We start from the raw sequence: 13,327 nt of genomic DNA, 5'->3' as shown, positions 1-13,327 counted from the left end.
CTCCACTACCCCCGTATTGGGCAGCGTCCGTGGTGTCCACGCGAGAGGGGGTGCTCGTTGGCCGCCTTGCCCGCCTCCGATACCCGCAACAACTCACCCCTCGGCGAGCGAGCGGCCGGGCGCGCGGCGTCAGGCGGGCGGGGCGTCGAGCCAGAGGACGGGGCGGCCCAGGGCGGCGAGCCCGTGCGGTCCGGCGGTGCGACGGGCGCCCGTGGCGGCGACGCCGTCGACGGCCAGCACCGCATCCACCTCGCCGACCCAGCGGCGGGTGTCCTCCAGGCGCCGGGAGACGTCGACGGCGACCCAGACCTGATCGGGGGCGAGGGAGGCGAGGTCGGCGGCGAGCGCGGGCACCGCATCCACCGCGTCGAGCTCGACGGGGGCGACGATCGCGCATCCGCGACGCACGCCGTCGGCGCGGGCGGCCAGCGCGTCGCGACGGTCGGCGACCGGGTGCACGTCGGCCTCCACTCCCTCGGCGAGGATGCGGGCGGCCTCGCGCGCGTCGGCCCCCAGCCCGATGACCACGGTCAGATCGCCCTTGCCCTCCAGGCGCGCGGGCGGCGGCCCGGCGGGGACCGGCTCGGCCGGAGCGGCGGCGCGCAGGGCCGCGTCGAGCGCGGCGGCCTCGGAGGCGGTCGGCGCACCGGGATGCGGCCCACCACCGAGGCCCGCGTCTGCGGGTTCGACTGCGGGTTCGGCTGTGGGCGCGACCGGCGGGAGCGGGGTGTCGAGCGTGCGCACGAGGTCGTCGAGGATGGCCTGGAAGGCGTGCGACGACGTGGAGACCGCGGGCGTGATGTCGTCCGTCTCGGGGCCGAGCCACTCAGGCTGCGATCGACTCGGCACCTCTCACCACCCCGACGGTCTCGATGTTCGCCTGCACGGCCGTGACCTCCTGGTACGACAGCACCGCGAGCCCGCTCAGCTGGCCGGCGACGAGTCGGCGGATGGCCGGCCGCAGGGCCGGCGCGCACACCAGCACGGCCGATACCCCGAGGTCGTCGAGCTGGCCGGCCGTCTGCTTGATGGAGCCCATCACGGCCTCCAGACGCACCGGGTCGAGCACGATCTGCGTGCCGGCCTCCGACGGGCGCAGCCCTTCGAGCATCGACTGCTCCAGGCCGGGGTCGATCATGATGACCCGCAGCACGTCGCCGTCGAGGTGCGGGGCGACCACCGCAGGTCCGAGCGCTGCGCGCGCCGCCTCGATCAGCCCCTCGGGGTCGTTCGAGACCTTCGCCCGCAGGGCCAGGGCCTCCAGGATGCGCGGGAGGTCGTTGATCGGCACCTGCTCGGCCAGCAGCCCCTGCAGCACGCGCTGCACCTCGGCGAGCGACAGCAGCCCGGGCACGAGCTCCTCCACCGCCGACGGGTTGACCTGCTTGACGCCCTCGGTGAGCTGGCGCACGTCCTCGCGGGTGAGCAGCCGGCCGGCGTTCGCGGTGATGATCGAGGACAGGTGGGTGATGAGCACGGAGACGCGGTCGATCACGGTGGCGCCGCCGAGTTCGGCGCTGTGCCGCATCTCGCTCGGGATCCACTTGGCCGGCAGCCCGAACACCGGCTCGATGGTCGGGGTGCCCGGCAATGCGTCGAGGGCGTCACCCAGCGCCAGCACCCGGCCGGACGGCGCCTGGCCGCGCCCCGCCTCCACCCCGGCGATCTTGATGACGTAGGTCGAGGGCGGCAGCTCGGCCGAGTCGCGCGTGCGCACCGGCGGCACGATGACGCCCAGCTCGAGCGCGATCTTGCGCCGCAGCGCCCGCACGCGGGCGAGCAGGTCGTCGGAGGCGCCGCTCACGATGTCGACGAGGTCGGGGGCGAGGGTGATCTCGAGGGCGTGGACGCGCATCTGGTCCATGAGGTCGTCGGTGGTCTCGCCGGTGCCGGCGGTCGCGACGGCCTTCTTCGCCGCCTCCACCTTCTTCTGCTCGGCCTGCCGGGTCTTGAGCCGCTGCGCCGCCAGGATGAGGAACGCGCCGACCAGCACGAACGGGATGGGCGGCATGCCCGGGATGAGCGCCATCACGATGGCCGCGCATCCCGCGATCGTCAGAGCGTTGCGCGACTGGCTCAGCTGGCCGCTCGCCGTGGTGCCGATGTCGCTCTCGGCGTTCGAGCGCGTCACGATCATGCCCGTCGAGACCGCCATGAGGAGGGCGGGGATCTGCGTGACCAGACCGTCGCCGATGGTCAGCAGCGTGTAGGTGTTGACGGCGTCGCCGAGCTCCATCCCGCGCTGGATCATGCCGATCGCGATGCCGCCGACCACGTTGATGATGATGATCAGGATGCCCGCGATGGCGTCGCCCTTGACGAACTTGCTCGCGCCGTCCATCGCACCGTAGAAGTCGGCCTCGGCCGAGACCTCCGCCCGGCGCTGGCGGGCCTGGTCCTCGGTGATGAGGCCGGCGTTCAGGTCGGCGTCGATCGCCATCTGCTTGCCCGGCATCGCGTCGAGGGTGAACCGGGCGCCCACCTCGGCGACGCGCTCCGCACCCTTCGTCACCACGATGAACTGGATGACCACCAGGATGAGGAACACGACCGCGCCGATGATGATGGACCCGCCGACGGCCACATGGCCGAACGCCTGGATGACCTGCCCGGCGAACCCGTCACCGAGCACCAGCCGGGTCGACGCGACGTTGAGGCCGAGACGGAACAGCGTGGCGACCAGCAGCAGCGACGGGAAGACGGAGAAGTCCAGCGGCTTCTTCGCGAACATCGTGGTCAGCAGGATGACCAGCGCGAGCATGATGTTCACGATGATCAGGGTGTCCAGCAGCCAGGCGGGCACGGGGACCACCAGCAGCATGATGATGCCGACGACGCCGATCGGGACGGCGACCTTCGCGCCCAGTCCATTGCTCGACTTCATGTGAGCCCTCCTATCGGTGCGGGGGTCATCGTGTGGATCCCGGTGGCCGCGCCGCGCGACTTCAGCGACATGACGAACGCGAGCACGCGCGCCACCGAGTTGTAGAGCTCGACCGGGATCTCGTCGCCCAGCTTGCAGCCGGCGTGGAGCGCCCGGGCGAGCGGGATGTCCTTGACGATCGGCACGCGCTCCTCCTTGGCCTTCTCGCGGATGCGCTGGGCGATGACCCCCGCGCCCTTGGCGACGACGCGCGGCGCCGACTTGCCCGGCTCGTACTTGATCGCGATCGCGATGTGCGTCGGGTTCACGAGCACGACGTCGGAGCCGCCGATCGCCGAGATCATCCGGTTGCGGCTCATCGCGAGCTGCCGTGCCCGCCGCTGCGACCGGATCAGCGGGTCGCCGTCGGAGTTCTTGTTCTCGTCGCGGATCTCGCGCTTGGTCATGCGGGTCTGCTTGCGGTTGCGGCGCATCACGACGAGCACGTCGAGCGCCGCGAGCACGAGGCCGGCTCCGATGGCCGCCTGCAGCAGTCCTCCCGCACCTGCCGCGGCGGCCTCCAGCAGGGAGGAGAGGGAGAGGCTGCCGGCCATCAGCAGCACGGGCATCAGGCCCTGCACGACGAGGTAGAGGCCGATGCCGACGACGGCGGACTTCAGGAGGGTCTTGGCCCCCTCCCAGAGGGCGCGCATCCCGAACACCCGGCCGACGCCCTTGACGATGTCGAACTGCTCGTACTTGCCCTCGAGCTTCTTGAGGTGCACGCCGCCCTGGGCCGCGGCGGCGCCGATGATCGCGAGGGCGCCGACGGCCAGCAGCGCACCGATCGTCGGCAGGATGCTGGCGAGCCCGGTGCCGAGCGCGGCGACCGCCTTCGCCGGGTCGGGCGACTCGATCACCGAGCGGACGGTGAACATCTGGTCGACGGCCGCGTTCGTGCCGAGCTGGATGGTGAACGGGAGCATCACCGCGGCAGCACCCACGCCGACCCAGGCGGTGAGGTCCTGCGACTTGCCGAGGCGGCCCTTCTCGCGGGCCTCCTTCATGCGCTTCTCGGTCGCCTGTTCGGTGCGTTCCTGGGCGTCGCTCATCGCGTCACCCCCAAGATCGTCTTGACCGCCTGGTCCGTGAGCCCCGAGACCACGCCCGGCAGGGCGACGACGACGATACCAGCGAGCACCACGGTCAGCATGATCTTGAGCGGGAAACCGAGGGCGAACGCGTTGAGCGCCGGGGCGACGCGCGTCAAAAGGCCGAGGCCCACGTCGGCCAGGAACAGCACGACGATCAGCGGCCCGGCGATCTGCAGGGCGGCGAGGAACATCTGCGAGACCCCGGAGACCATCTCCTTCGCCGGGTCCGCCAGATCGAAGGCGCCGCCCAGCGGGATCGCGTCGAAGGTGCGCACGAGCCCGCCGATGATCAGCTGGTAGCCGCCGGAGGCGAACAGCAGGGCCAGCGCGGTCAACTGGAACAGCCGGGTGAACTGGGCGCCGTTGATCATCGCCTGCGGATCGAAGGCCTGCGCCAGCTGGAACCCGCCGAACAGGTCGATGAAGCTGCCCGCGGACTGGATGGCCGAGAACACCAGGAAGACCAGGAAACCGAGCGTCGCCCCCACCGCGAGCTCGCGCACCATGTCCAGCAGGAAGGCGCCCGTGTCACCGGACTGATAGCCCGCCCCCGCGCGCGGAACCACCGCGATCGCTAGCCCGATCGCGAGCATCCCCTTCACCTGCGCCGGGAAGCCGTTGTACGAGAACGGCGGCGCGATCACGAGGAACGCCACCATCCGCAGCGAGGCGAGCGCCACCGCCTCGATCGTCGTCAGGTCGATGGGGATGTACATCAGCCACCGCCCAGCAGGGACGGGATCTTCTCGAAGAGCATGTTGGTGAAGCTGATGAGCTCGGCGATCATCCACTGGCCGCACACGAGGAGCGCGATGCCGACGGCCGCCGCCTTCGGCACGAACGAGAGCGTCACCTCCTGGATCTGCGTGATCGACTGGATCAGGGAGATCGCGAAGCCCACGACGAGGGCCGTCACCACGATGGGCGCGGCGAGCTTCGCCGTGACCAGGAGTCCCTGCATGGCGATGTCGAGGACGGCGTTGGCGTTCATCAGCCGCCCCGATAGCTCGTGATCAGGCTGGTGACGATCAGCCCCCAGCCGTCGACCAGCACGAACAGCAGGATCTTGAACGGCAGCGAGATCATCACCGGCGGGAGCATCATCATGCCCATCGACATCAGCGCGGCGGAGACGACCATGTCGATCACGAGGAAGGGCACGAAGATCACGAAGCCGATGATGAACGCGGCCCGCAGCTCCGAGATCATGAACGCCGGGATGAGCGTCAGCAGCGGCACCGACGCGGCGTTCTCGGGGTTCGGCCGGCCCGCCGCGCGCGTCATCAGCGCGATGTCCTCCTCGCGGGTGTGCGCGGACATGAACCCGCGCAACGGCACCTCGGCCGCGTGCAGTGCGGCGGTGAAGTCGATGTGGCCGGCCAGGTACGGCTGCACGGCGAGGGTGTTGATGTCGACGAGCACCGGGCTCATGATGAACAGGCTCAGGAACAGCGAGAGGCCCGCGAGCACCTGGTTCGGCGGGATGGACGGCAGCGCCAGCGCGTTGCGGGTGATCGCGAGCACCACGAAGATCTTCGTGAACGACGACATCATCAGCAGCAGGGCGGGGGCGACCGACAGCACGGTGATGCCGAGCAGCGTCAGGATGGCCGCGCTCGGGGTGCCGTTCGGGCCGTTGATGTCGACGGTGATGCCGCCGGTGCCTCCGGGACCCGCGGGTCCGTTCGGTGTCGGCACGGGAGTCGGCTCGGCGTGCGCGGTCGCGGCCGTGAGCAGCAGGAACGCCACAGCGATCAGGGCGACGAGGACGATCGCGACCACGAGTCGCGGGAGGCGCGAGTGACGCGACGAGGTCTTCGCGACGGTGCCGGGCGCGGTGCGCGGGCGCAGTGCGCGCGCGTCGGAGGCCGCCGTCACTTCTTGGGCCGCACCGCCGAACTCGCCTGCCGCCATGTAGCCGGGGACAGGATCGAGCCTTTGAGTGCCTCGTCGAAGAGCGAGGCGCGTCCCTGCGCCGTGAGGAAGTCGGCATCCTGCCTGGAATCTGTACTGCTGGTGGAGCTGGTGGTGCTGGTGGAGCTGGTGTTGGCGGTGCTGGTGGCCACGCTCGCCGCGGCGGTCTCGGGAGCGGTCTCCGCCGCGCCCGGGAGCTCCTTGGCGAACGTCTTGCGGACCGGCCGCAGGGGGCGCACGTCCGCATCGTGCGGACGCTCCCCCGTGTGCAGCACGTTGATCTGCCGTTCGGTGACGCCGAGGACGAACCGGTTGCCGTCCACATCCACCACCACGACCGAGGCCTTCGGCCCGACGCCCTGACGGCCGACGACGTTCACCGCGTTGGTGCGGCGGGCTGCACCGCGCCCTTTCGTGACGCGCCGTTGCACGTACCAGAGCACCAGCACGATGACGGCGAGCACCACGAGGACGCGCAATGCGATGAACACGGTCTCCACGGCCTACCCCCGGGCGTCGATCGACAGAGAGGGGCGGCGGGGGGTCACGCTGCGCACTATCGGCCGCCTCCCTCCCACCGTTAGGCACCTCCCCCTCCCACCCGAGATGTGGACCAAACGTCGTGAATGGAGCGCGCTGAGTCCACATTCGGTCCACACCGCCGCACGAAACAGGGCAGGCTGGCGGGGTGGACGGGTCCGACATCGAGATGGCGCAGATCGCGGGAGGGGCGGTGCAGCTGCACGACGCCCGCCGCAAGCAGCGGTGGACCGTGGCGCTCGAGCCGTTCGAGATCGGCGTCTTCGCGGTCACGCAGGAGCAGGCGGCGGAGCTGATCGGGCTGCCGTCGTCGCATCCCCGGCGCCCGGTCACCGGGGTCAGCTGGCTGCGCGCCGTACGGTTCTGCAACGCCGCGTCGGAGTGGGAGGGCCTCGATCCGGCCTACACGTTCGACGGGGAGGATGTGACCTGGCACGTGGATGCCGACGGCTTCCGGCTGCCGACCGAGGCCGAGTGGGAGTTCGCCTGCCGCGCGGGCTCCACGGGGGCGCACTACGGACCGTTGGCGGAGGTGGCGTGGACGAGCGCGGACGGCCTCTCGGCGCCGGCGGACGTGGGTGGTCGCCTCCCGAACCTCAACGGCCTCTTCGACACGCTCGGCAACACGTGGGAGTGGTGCTGGGACCTCCTGGACCCGGCGCGGTACGACGACTACCGGGTGTTCCGCGGCGGCGGGTACGCCGACGACGCGTGGAGTGTGCGTGCGGGCACGCGACGGGGAGGCCCGCCGCGCGCGACGCACGAGGACGTCGGGTTCCGCGTCGCCCGCGGAGGGTTCGACGCCGAAGGCGCCGCCCAGGGCTGGTCCCTCGAGGCCGACCGCGAGCGCGCCGCGATCACCGGCCCCCTCCCCTCGGGTTGGACCCCACGCCGCTGACCCGCCGATCGAGGCGGCGGACAATTCGCCGCCTCGGCACTTTTCGTGCGATCTATTGCCGCCTCGGCAGCGCCGTCGTCCGGGTGTGCCGCCTCAGTCCAGCTCTTCGGCGGCGTCGAGGATCTTGGTGATGCGGACCGCGTAGTCCTGGTCCACGACCACGATCTCGCCGTGCGCGATGAGGCGGCCGTTGAGGAGCACGTCGGCGGGCGACCCGGCCGAGCGGTCGAGCTCGATGACGGCGCCCGGCTCCATCGCGAGCACGTCGCGGACGGCCATGCGCGTACGGCCGATCTCGACCGTGAGGGCCATCTCGACGTTGCTGATGCGGGCGAGCTTGCCCGCGATGGCCGCCGAGCCGAAAGAGCGCTCGGCGAGCGGGGCGCGGCCGCGGATCGCGAACCAGCCGGCCACTCCGCCCGCGCCCTGCAGGGCGAACACGGTCGTCGCGGCGTCCGCGAACAGCTCTTCCGCCTCCTCCACCCGGGAGTCGTCGAGCACGCCCGCGCCGAGGGTGTCGCTCGCGGCCTCCAGCGCGGGCTGGAGGACGTCCTGCAGCGCCACGACGGGAGAGCCGTCGGCCCCGTCGTCCACGAGGGTCGGAGCCTCCAGCAGCACGACGGCGAGGTCGGCAGAGAACGCGCCGACGAAGCTCGCGACGACGGCCGCTCCGGTCTGGCCGGCGAAACCGCCGGTGGTCTCCAGCAGGGGGCTGAGCGGCACGCCGGTCGGCAGCACGCCCGCGAGCGCCTGGGCGGCCGACTGGGCCTGCGCGAGGGAGAGAGCGGCGCCGGTTGCGGTGGCCATGTTCATCGGTTCAGTCCTCTGTCTTCACGATCACGCACGCCAGCCGGGACCCGCTGGAGCCCAGCGCGGCGCCGGCCACGGGGTGTCCCCCGACGGCGAGATCGAACGGTCGGTGGTGCGGATGCGGGAGGGGCAGCAGGTCGCCGACCGCGAGCCCGAGCACGACGCTCGGCTTCACGTTCGCCGGGGCGAGCCGCAGGGAGACGTCGACCGGCACGCGGGCGAGCTGCGCATCCACCAGTTCGCGGGCGTTCTCGGCGCTGTGGGTCGGATTGGTCTCGCCGAGCTGCGGGAGCAGCACGACCGCCGGCAGAGCGACGGTCGCCTCGGCGAGGCTCTCACCCACGCGCAGTTCGAACGCGGCCACGATCATCAGCTCGGCCGTGGCCGCCGCCTGCGCGAACTGGGAGTTGTACTGGATGGCGTCGACCGCGATCGGCGCGACCAGCAGCGACCCGAGCGAGTAGCGGAGGTCTTCGAGGGCGTCGTCCATCAGACGGCGCACGAGCGCATGCTCGATCTGCGTGAAGGTGCGCTCGTTCGGGACCGGGATGCCCGTCCCCCCGAGCATCGCGTTCACCCAGGAGAGCGCCGCGACGGTCGGGAACTGGATCACGCCCTTCGGCGCCACCCCGTCGAGCTCGCACAGCACCATGGCCGTGGTCGCGGGCAGCGAGGCCGCGTACTCGTCGTACGTCTGCATCTGCACGGACATGCACGTCACCTGGCTGAGCACGCGCACCTTGGCGGTCAGCTGGGTCGCCCACTGCCGGGCGAAGGTCTCGAACGCCAGCTCCAGCACGCGCGAATGCTCACGCGCCAGCGTGGTCGGCCGCCGGAAGTCGTACACCGGCGCCTCGGGCGCGAAGGGGGCGGGCAGGGAGGTCACGTGAGGCTCTATCGGCAGGAGCGGCGCGCGCGTTAGGCGCCTGTGCGCATCCTGTGCCTCCTCTAACGCAGACCGCCCCCGCGCCGATAGTGCCCCTGTGACGGCTCACCCGGAGCCGAGACCAGGATTCGCGCCCATGATCGTCGTCACCCGATTGAACGACACCCAGTTCGCGGTCAACCCGGACCTGATCGAGCGCATCCACGCCAGTCCCGACACGACGCTCGTGATGGTGGACGGTGCCAAGTTCATCGTCACGGAATCGATGGCCGAGGTGATCGAGAAGATCGCCGCCTACCGGGCCCGCGTGATCGCGCTGGCCCATGACCTGCCCGCCGCCGGCCCCCGACCGGTGCCGGCGCCCGGTGAGCAGAGCGAGGGCTTGCGGGCCGTCCCTCTGCACGCACGCAAGAAGTAGCGAGGAAGAACCCCCATGGATCCGGCAACCATCATCGGCATCGTCCTGGCGTTCGGCTCCGTCGTCGCCATGGTGACGCTGGAGGGCGGGCACCTGACGGCCCTCCTGCTGCCCGCCCCGATGGTGCTGGTGTTCGGGGCGACGATCGCCGTGGGCATCGCCAGCGGCACGATCAAGGACTTCCTGATCGCGGTGAAGGCGCTCCCCGGCGCCTTCCGCGGCAAGATCGACCCGCCGCAGCAGGTGATCGACGAGGTCGTGCGGCTGGCCGAGACGGCGCGCTCGAACGGCCTGCTCGCGATGGAGCAGGAGGCCGAGGGGGTCACCGACCCGTTCCTCAAGGGCGCCCTGCAGAACATCGCCGACGGCACGGACGGCGACGAGCTGCGCATCCTGCTCGAGGACGAGATCGCCACGCGCTCGAAGCAGGACCGCGTGGCCGCCAAGTTCTTCTCGTCGATGGGAGGCTACGCGCCCACCATCGGCATCATCGGCACCGTGGTTTCGCTGACCCACGTGCTCGAGAACCTCGACGACCCGGGCCACCTGGGCCCGATGATCGCGAGCGCGTTCGTCGCGACCCTGTGGGGCCTCCTGTCGGCGAACTTCCTGTGGCTGCCGCTGGGCGCTCGGCTGCGCCGCCTCTCCGAGCTGGACGTCGAACGGATGAACCTCCTGATGGAGGGCGTGCTCGCGGTGCAGGCGGGCAGTCAGCCGCGCCTCCTCGGCGAGCGCCTGCGCGCGATGGTCCCGGGCGGCGCCGAGGCCGCCAAGGGCGGCAAGGCCGAGAAGGCGGCCAAGTCCGCCGCCAAGGCTCCCGCCGAAGAAGCGGCCTGACGTGTCCGCCCGTCGCCGGCGCAAGCACGAGGAGCCGGAGGAGCACGAGAACGAAGAGCGCTGGATGGCGTCGTACATGGACATGGTCACCGTGCTCATGTGCATGTTCATCGTGCTGTTCGCGATGTCCACGGTCGACCAGAAGAAGTTCGAGGAGTTGAAGAACTCCCTGGCGACCGGGTTCGGGCAGGTGAAGACCGAGAAGGTCGACACGGCCAAGGGCGTCGTCGTCCCTCCCGCCCAGGTCGATCAGAAGGGCGACACCACCGACCTCCAGCTGGCGAAGCAGGAGGCGCAGAACCTGGAGCGCATCCGCGACGCGATCCAGGCCGCCCTCACCCGCGACGGCCTCCAGGATGCGGTCCAGATGAAGATCGACGCCCGCGGTCTCACGATCGGCCTGGTGGGCAGCTCCACCTTCTTCGACTCCAACCACGCCGAGCTGAGCGGCACGGCCGTGCGGGTGCTCGACGACATCGGACCGGTGATCGGTCCCGAGGTGTACCAGGTGTCGGTCGAGGGGCACGCCGACGTCCGCCAGCCGGGGGCGCCCTACCCGACCAACTGGGAGCTCTCCGCCGGTCGGGCGACCAGTGTGCTGCGGCATCTCGTGGAGTCGGACGGGTTCCCGGCGGAGCGCATCGCCGCCGTGAGCTTCGGCTCGGCCCGCCCGATGGCGAACGCCACGGGCACGACCGACCAGGACCTCGCGCTGAACCGCCGAGTGGACGTCGTCGTGCTCTCGGCGCAGCCCGACACCGTGCGGGAACTGATCCCGCAGGCCCTGCAGTCCGGCACGACCCCCGCCGGGACGACGACGGGCCACTGACACCGCCCTCCGTCGTGGCGTACAATTTCTTGTACCTAAGGAGGTCGACATGAAGACCATCAGCTACTCGGAGTCGCGGGCGCACTACGCCGCGACTCTCGACGCGGTACTCGACGATCGTGAGGAGGTCGTCATCACCCGCGCAGGGCGGGAGCCCGTCGTGATGGTCGCATTGGAGGACTACGAGTCCCTCAAAGAGACGGCGTACCTGCTGCGCAGCCCGGCGAACGCGCGCCGACTGATCGAATCGATCGAGCGCCTCGGAGACGGCGGCGGAACCGAGCACGACCTGCTCGAATGAGACTGATCTGGGACGAGAGCGCGTGGGAGGACTACCTGTACTGGCAGGGCCAGGATCGACGCGTCCTCAAGCGCATCAATCACCTGCTGACGGACATCCAGCGGAACGGCAACAGCGGAATCGGCAAGCCGGAGGCCCTCAAGCACGGCTTCCACGGCTTCTGGTCGCGACGGATCACCGACGAGCACCGTCTGGTCTACCGCGTCACGGAGGATGCCGTGCTCGTCGCACAGTGCCGGTACCACTACGCACCCTGAGCCGGAGCCGGAGCCCGAGAACCGGAGCCCTAGCGCAGGCGGGCCGGCCGCACCCTCACCGGCGCGAGCCAGGCCGCCACGATGACCGCGGTGATGGCTCCCGCGCACATGATCGCCGCGAGCACCACGACCTGGAACCGTCCCGCCTCCAGCGGCGACACCCCGCCGAAGATCGCGCCGACGAACGCGCCGGGAAGCGTCACCAGGCCCGTGGTCTTGGTCTGGTCGACCGAGGGGATGAGCGCGGAGTAGACGGCGGTGCGCGCCTGCTCCAGCGTGGACTGCCGGGGGGTCGCGCCGAGCGCGAGCCACCCCTCCACCTCGTCCCAGTGGTCGTCGACGGCCTCGGTGAACCGACGGCCGGAGAGGGTCGCGATGCTCATCGCATTGCCGATCACGATGCCGCCGATGGCCAGCGCGTAGCGAGCGCTCAGCTCGATGGCGCCGGTCGCGAAGACGACCACGAAGGTCACTCCGACGCCGATCGCCATCGCCGCGGCCATCATCCCGGCATGCTCGGCGCTCCAGCCGATCCGGTGCGTCGCGGTGCTCGCGGCCACGACGAACATCACGAGGAGCGCGAGCGCCACCCACAGCGGGCTGGTGATCACTCCGGAGAGCACCAGGCTGATGACGGCGAGCTGGGCCGCGCCGCGGACGATCGCCAGGATGGGCGCCCAGCGGTGCGGCACCCGGTACACGGCGAGGACCGCCGTCGCGATCAGGGCCAGCACGGCGATCCCGAGCAGCGTGGGGGCGAGCTCCTGGACGATCGGCACGAAGCGAGCCTATGCCGCGCCCACGGCGGCCGCCCGCGCGAACGCACCCGGTGTCGCCCCGAGCGTCCGCCGGAAGTGCCGCGTCAGATGCGCTTGGTCGTGGAAGCCCGCCAGCACGGCCGACTCCGCCGCGAAGCGCCCGTCGAGCAGGAGGCGCCGGGCGCGATCGATGCGGCGCCCCGTCACGTAGCGGTGCGGGGCGATCCCGTAGGTCTGCGAGAACACGCGCACGAGGTGACTGGGATGCGCGCCGAGCAGTCGCCCGGCCTCGGCGAGGGTGAACGTCTCGGTCAGGCGATCGTCGAGCAGTTCGCGCAGCCGCCTCGCCAGCGGTGCGTCTCGGATGTCAGGGACGGCAGCACCGAGGTGTCCCAGCAGGTCGTGCCGCAGCGCGAGCACCCAGTGCTCGGCGGCGAGCAGGTCGCCGGGCGACGCCACCGCGGCATGGATGCGGCGCACCGCCGCCACCGTCGAGGGCGCACCCACGGTCGGCCGGTCCACCGCCGCGGACGGCATCCTCTGCGGAAGCCAGGCCGGCTCGAGATAGAGCACCCGCTTGCGGTAGCCGGAGTCCTGGATCGCGGACTGCCCGTCGTGCGCGACCCCCGGGGGAAGCAGCGCGATCGATCCGGGCGCGGCGCGATGGGCGCGGCGGCCGAGGTCGAAGGCGACGACGCCCGCGTCGATCAGCAGCACGGTCCACGCGTCGTGCGTGTGCGCGGGGTAGGCGTGGTCGAACGTCGCATGCAGCACCTCCCGCACCGACGGCACCTCGGGATGCCAGGCGTGCACCGACTCGACCATGCAAGGAATGTACAAGACTCCGCCCGGAGCCGGCCGC

At 71.0% G+C, this 13,327-nt stretch carries 17 protein-coding genes; 6 read left to right on the top strand and 11 right to left on the bottom strand.

Features of this window, described 5'->3' with window-relative positions; all coding sequences use genetic code 11:
• Positions 1-129: 129 nt before the first annotated feature.
• From ACFVU2_RS05115 to fliO, 7 genes are read right to left on the bottom strand one after another with little or no spacing between them, the layout of a single operon-like run.
• Positions 130-849, bottom strand: coding sequence for a hypothetical protein (locus tag ACFVU2_RS05115; RefSeq protein WP_387871796.1), 720 nt, complete (start codon positions 847-849; stop codon positions 130-132).
• The gene (locus tag ACFVU2_RS05110) at positions 827-2,884 is read right to left on the bottom strand and encodes a flagellar biosynthesis protein FlhA (RefSeq protein WP_387871794.1); all 2,058 of its coding nucleotides are present in this window, start codon (positions 2,882-2,884) and stop codon (positions 827-829) included. The genes ACFVU2_RS05115 and ACFVU2_RS05110 overlap by 23 nt, the downstream gene beginning before the upstream one ends.
• Positions 2,881-3,975 (bottom strand): flagellar biosynthesis protein FlhB, encoded by a 1,095-nt coding sequence (locus ACFVU2_RS05105; protein ID WP_387871792.1) that lies wholly within the window; start codon positions 3,973-3,975, stop codon positions 2,881-2,883. The genes ACFVU2_RS05110 and ACFVU2_RS05105 overlap by 4 nt, the downstream gene beginning before the upstream one ends.
• Positions 3,972-4,733, bottom strand: a complete 762-nt coding sequence (locus ACFVU2_RS05100; RefSeq protein WP_387871790.1) for a flagellar biosynthetic protein FliR — start codon at positions 4,731-4,733, stop codon at positions 3,972-3,974. Before ACFVU2_RS05100 ends, ACFVU2_RS05105 begins: the two co-directional genes overlap by 4 nt.
• On the bottom strand, positions 4,733-5,008 hold the full coding sequence (locus ACFVU2_RS05095) for a flagellar biosynthetic protein FliQ (protein WP_387871788.1): 276 nt from the start codon (positions 5,006-5,008) through the stop codon (positions 4,733-4,735). The genes ACFVU2_RS05100 and ACFVU2_RS05095 overlap by 1 nt, the downstream gene beginning before the upstream one ends.
• Positions 5,008-5,931: a flagellar type III secretion system pore protein FliP gene (gene fliP, locus ACFVU2_RS05090; protein WP_387871786.1), complete on the bottom strand. Its 924-nt coding sequence runs from the start codon at positions 5,929-5,931 to the stop codon at positions 5,008-5,010. The genes ACFVU2_RS05095 and fliP overlap by 1 nt, the downstream gene beginning before the upstream one ends.
• Positions 5,892-6,431 carry a flagellar biosynthetic protein FliO gene (gene fliO, locus ACFVU2_RS05085; protein ID WP_387871784.1) on the bottom strand — a complete coding sequence of 180 codons (540 nt, stop codon included), beginning with the start codon at positions 6,429-6,431 and terminating at the stop codon, positions 5,892-5,894. Before fliO ends, fliP begins: the two co-directional genes overlap by 40 nt.
• Before the next feature lie 209 nt (positions 6,432-6,640).
• Here fliO and ACFVU2_RS05080 point away from each other — a divergent pair, with 209 nt between their 5' ends.
• On the top strand, positions 6,641-7,369 hold the full coding sequence (locus ACFVU2_RS05080; RefSeq protein ID WP_387872396.1) for a formylglycine-generating enzyme family protein: 729 nt from the start codon (positions 6,641-6,643) through the stop codon (positions 7,367-7,369).
• Between the two features lie 93 nt (positions 7,370-7,462).
• Here ACFVU2_RS05080 and fliN read toward each other — a convergent pair whose 3' ends face one another.
• Positions 7,463-8,182 carry a flagellar motor switch protein FliN gene (gene fliN / locus ACFVU2_RS05075; RefSeq protein WP_387871782.1) on the bottom strand — a complete coding sequence of 240 codons (720 nt, stop codon included), beginning with the start codon at positions 8,180-8,182 and terminating at the stop codon, positions 7,463-7,465.
• 4 nt (positions 8,183-8,186) lie between these two features.
• Positions 8,187-9,065: a flagellar motor switch protein FliM gene (locus tag ACFVU2_RS05070; protein ID WP_387871780.1), complete on the bottom strand. Its 879-nt coding sequence runs from the start codon at positions 9,063-9,065 to the stop codon at positions 8,187-8,189.
• A gap of 136 nt (positions 9,066-9,201) precedes the next feature.
• Between ACFVU2_RS05070 and ACFVU2_RS05065 the strand changes: the two genes are divergently transcribed.
• The 5 genes from ACFVU2_RS05065 to ACFVU2_RS05045 are packed head-to-tail and all read left to right on the top strand — an operon-like array spanning position 9,202 to position 11,707.
• A complete protein-coding gene (locus tag ACFVU2_RS05065; protein ID WP_387871778.1) occupies positions 9,202-9,483 on the top strand; it encodes a flagellar FlbD family protein in 282 nt (93 codons plus the stop codon).
• A gap of 15 nt (positions 9,484-9,498) precedes the next feature.
• Positions 9,499-10,320 (top strand): motility protein A, encoded by an 822-nt coding sequence (locus ACFVU2_RS05060; protein WP_387871776.1) that lies wholly within the window; start codon positions 9,499-9,501, stop codon positions 10,318-10,320.
• A gap of 1 nt (position 10,321) precedes the next feature.
• Positions 10,322-11,149: a flagellar motor protein MotB gene (locus ACFVU2_RS05055; protein WP_387871774.1), complete on the top strand. Its 828-nt coding sequence runs from the start codon at positions 10,322-10,324 to the stop codon at positions 11,147-11,149.
• Between the two features lie 49 nt (positions 11,150-11,198).
• Positions 11,199-11,450, top strand: coding sequence for a type II toxin-antitoxin system prevent-host-death family antitoxin (locus tag ACFVU2_RS05050; protein ID WP_313542599.1), 252 nt, complete (start codon positions 11,199-11,201; stop codon positions 11,448-11,450).
• On the top strand, positions 11,447-11,707 hold the full coding sequence (locus ACFVU2_RS05045; RefSeq protein WP_387871772.1) for a Txe/YoeB family addiction module toxin: 261 nt from the start codon (positions 11,447-11,449) through the stop codon (positions 11,705-11,707). Before ACFVU2_RS05050 ends, ACFVU2_RS05045 begins: the two co-directional genes overlap by 4 nt.
• Positions 11,708-11,736: 29 nt before the next feature.
• Here the strand turns inward: ACFVU2_RS05045 and ACFVU2_RS05040 are convergent, their stop codons facing one another.
• Together ACFVU2_RS05040 and ACFVU2_RS05035 are read right to left on the bottom strand one after the other, a co-directional pair.
• A complete protein-coding gene (locus tag ACFVU2_RS05040) occupies positions 11,737-12,486 on the bottom strand; it encodes an ABC transporter permease (RefSeq protein WP_387871770.1) in 750 nt (249 codons plus the stop codon).
• A 9-nt stretch (positions 12,487-12,495) separates the two neighbouring features.
• Entirely contained in the window at positions 12,496-13,290 is a 795-nt protein-coding gene (locus tag ACFVU2_RS05035) for an AraC family transcriptional regulator (protein WP_387871768.1), read from the bottom strand.
• Positions 13,291-13,327 lie beyond the last annotated feature (37 nt).

The organism is Leifsonia sp. NPDC058194 (genome assembly GCF_042883605.1).
Classification (GTDB): Bacteria; Actinomycetota; Actinomycetes; order Actinomycetales; family Microbacteriaceae; genus Leifsonia.
The sequence above is the reverse complement of the archived record's forward strand: the minus strand, read 5'-3'. Positions and strand labels throughout refer to the sequence as shown.

What these genes read in the sequence shown, in the direction of transcription:
- ACFVU2_RS05110 (WP_387871794.1), bottom strand. Translation starts at nt 2,884, where the DNA reads ATGAAGTCGAGCAATGGACTGGGCGCGAAGGTCGCCGTCCCGATCGGC.
- ACFVU2_RS05105 (WP_387871792.1), bottom strand. Translation starts at nt 3,975, where the DNA reads ATGAGCGACGCCCAGGAACGCACCGAACAGGCGACCGAGAAGCGCATG.
- ACFVU2_RS05100 (WP_387871790.1), bottom strand. Translation starts at nt 4,733, where the DNA reads ATGTACATCCCCATCGACCTGACGACGATCGAGGCGGTGGCGCTCGCC.
- ACFVU2_RS05095 (WP_387871788.1), bottom strand. Translation starts at nt 5,008, where the DNA reads ATGAACGCCAACGCCGTCCTCGACATCGCCATGCAGGGACTCCTGGTC.
- fliP (WP_387871786.1), bottom strand. Translation starts at nt 5,931, where the DNA reads ATGGCGGCAGGCGAGTTCGGCGGTGCGGCCCAAGAAGTGACGGCGGCC.
- ACFVU2_RS05080 (WP_387872396.1), top strand. Translation starts at nt 6,641, where the DNA reads ATGGCGCAGATCGCGGGAGGGGCGGTGCAGCTGCACGACGCCCGCCGC.
- fliN (WP_387871782.1), bottom strand. Translation starts at nt 8,182, where the DNA reads ATGAACATGGCCACCGCAACCGGCGCCGCTCTCTCCCTCGCGCAGGCC.
- ACFVU2_RS05065 (WP_387871778.1), top strand. Translation starts at nt 9,202, where the DNA reads ATGATCGTCGTCACCCGATTGAACGACACCCAGTTCGCGGTCAACCCG.
- ACFVU2_RS05060 (WP_387871776.1), top strand. Translation starts at nt 9,499, where the DNA reads ATGGATCCGGCAACCATCATCGGCATCGTCCTGGCGTTCGGCTCCGTC.
- ACFVU2_RS05050 (WP_313542599.1), top strand. Translation starts at nt 11,199, where the DNA reads ATGAAGACCATCAGCTACTCGGAGTCGCGGGCGCACTACGCCGCGACT.
- ACFVU2_RS05045 (WP_387871772.1), top strand. Translation starts at nt 11,447, where the DNA reads ATGAGACTGATCTGGGACGAGAGCGCGTGGGAGGACTACCTGTACTGG.
- ACFVU2_RS05035 (WP_387871768.1), bottom strand. Translation starts at nt 13,290, where the DNA reads ATGGTCGAGTCGGTGCACGCCTGGCATCCCGAGGTGCCGTCGGTGCGG.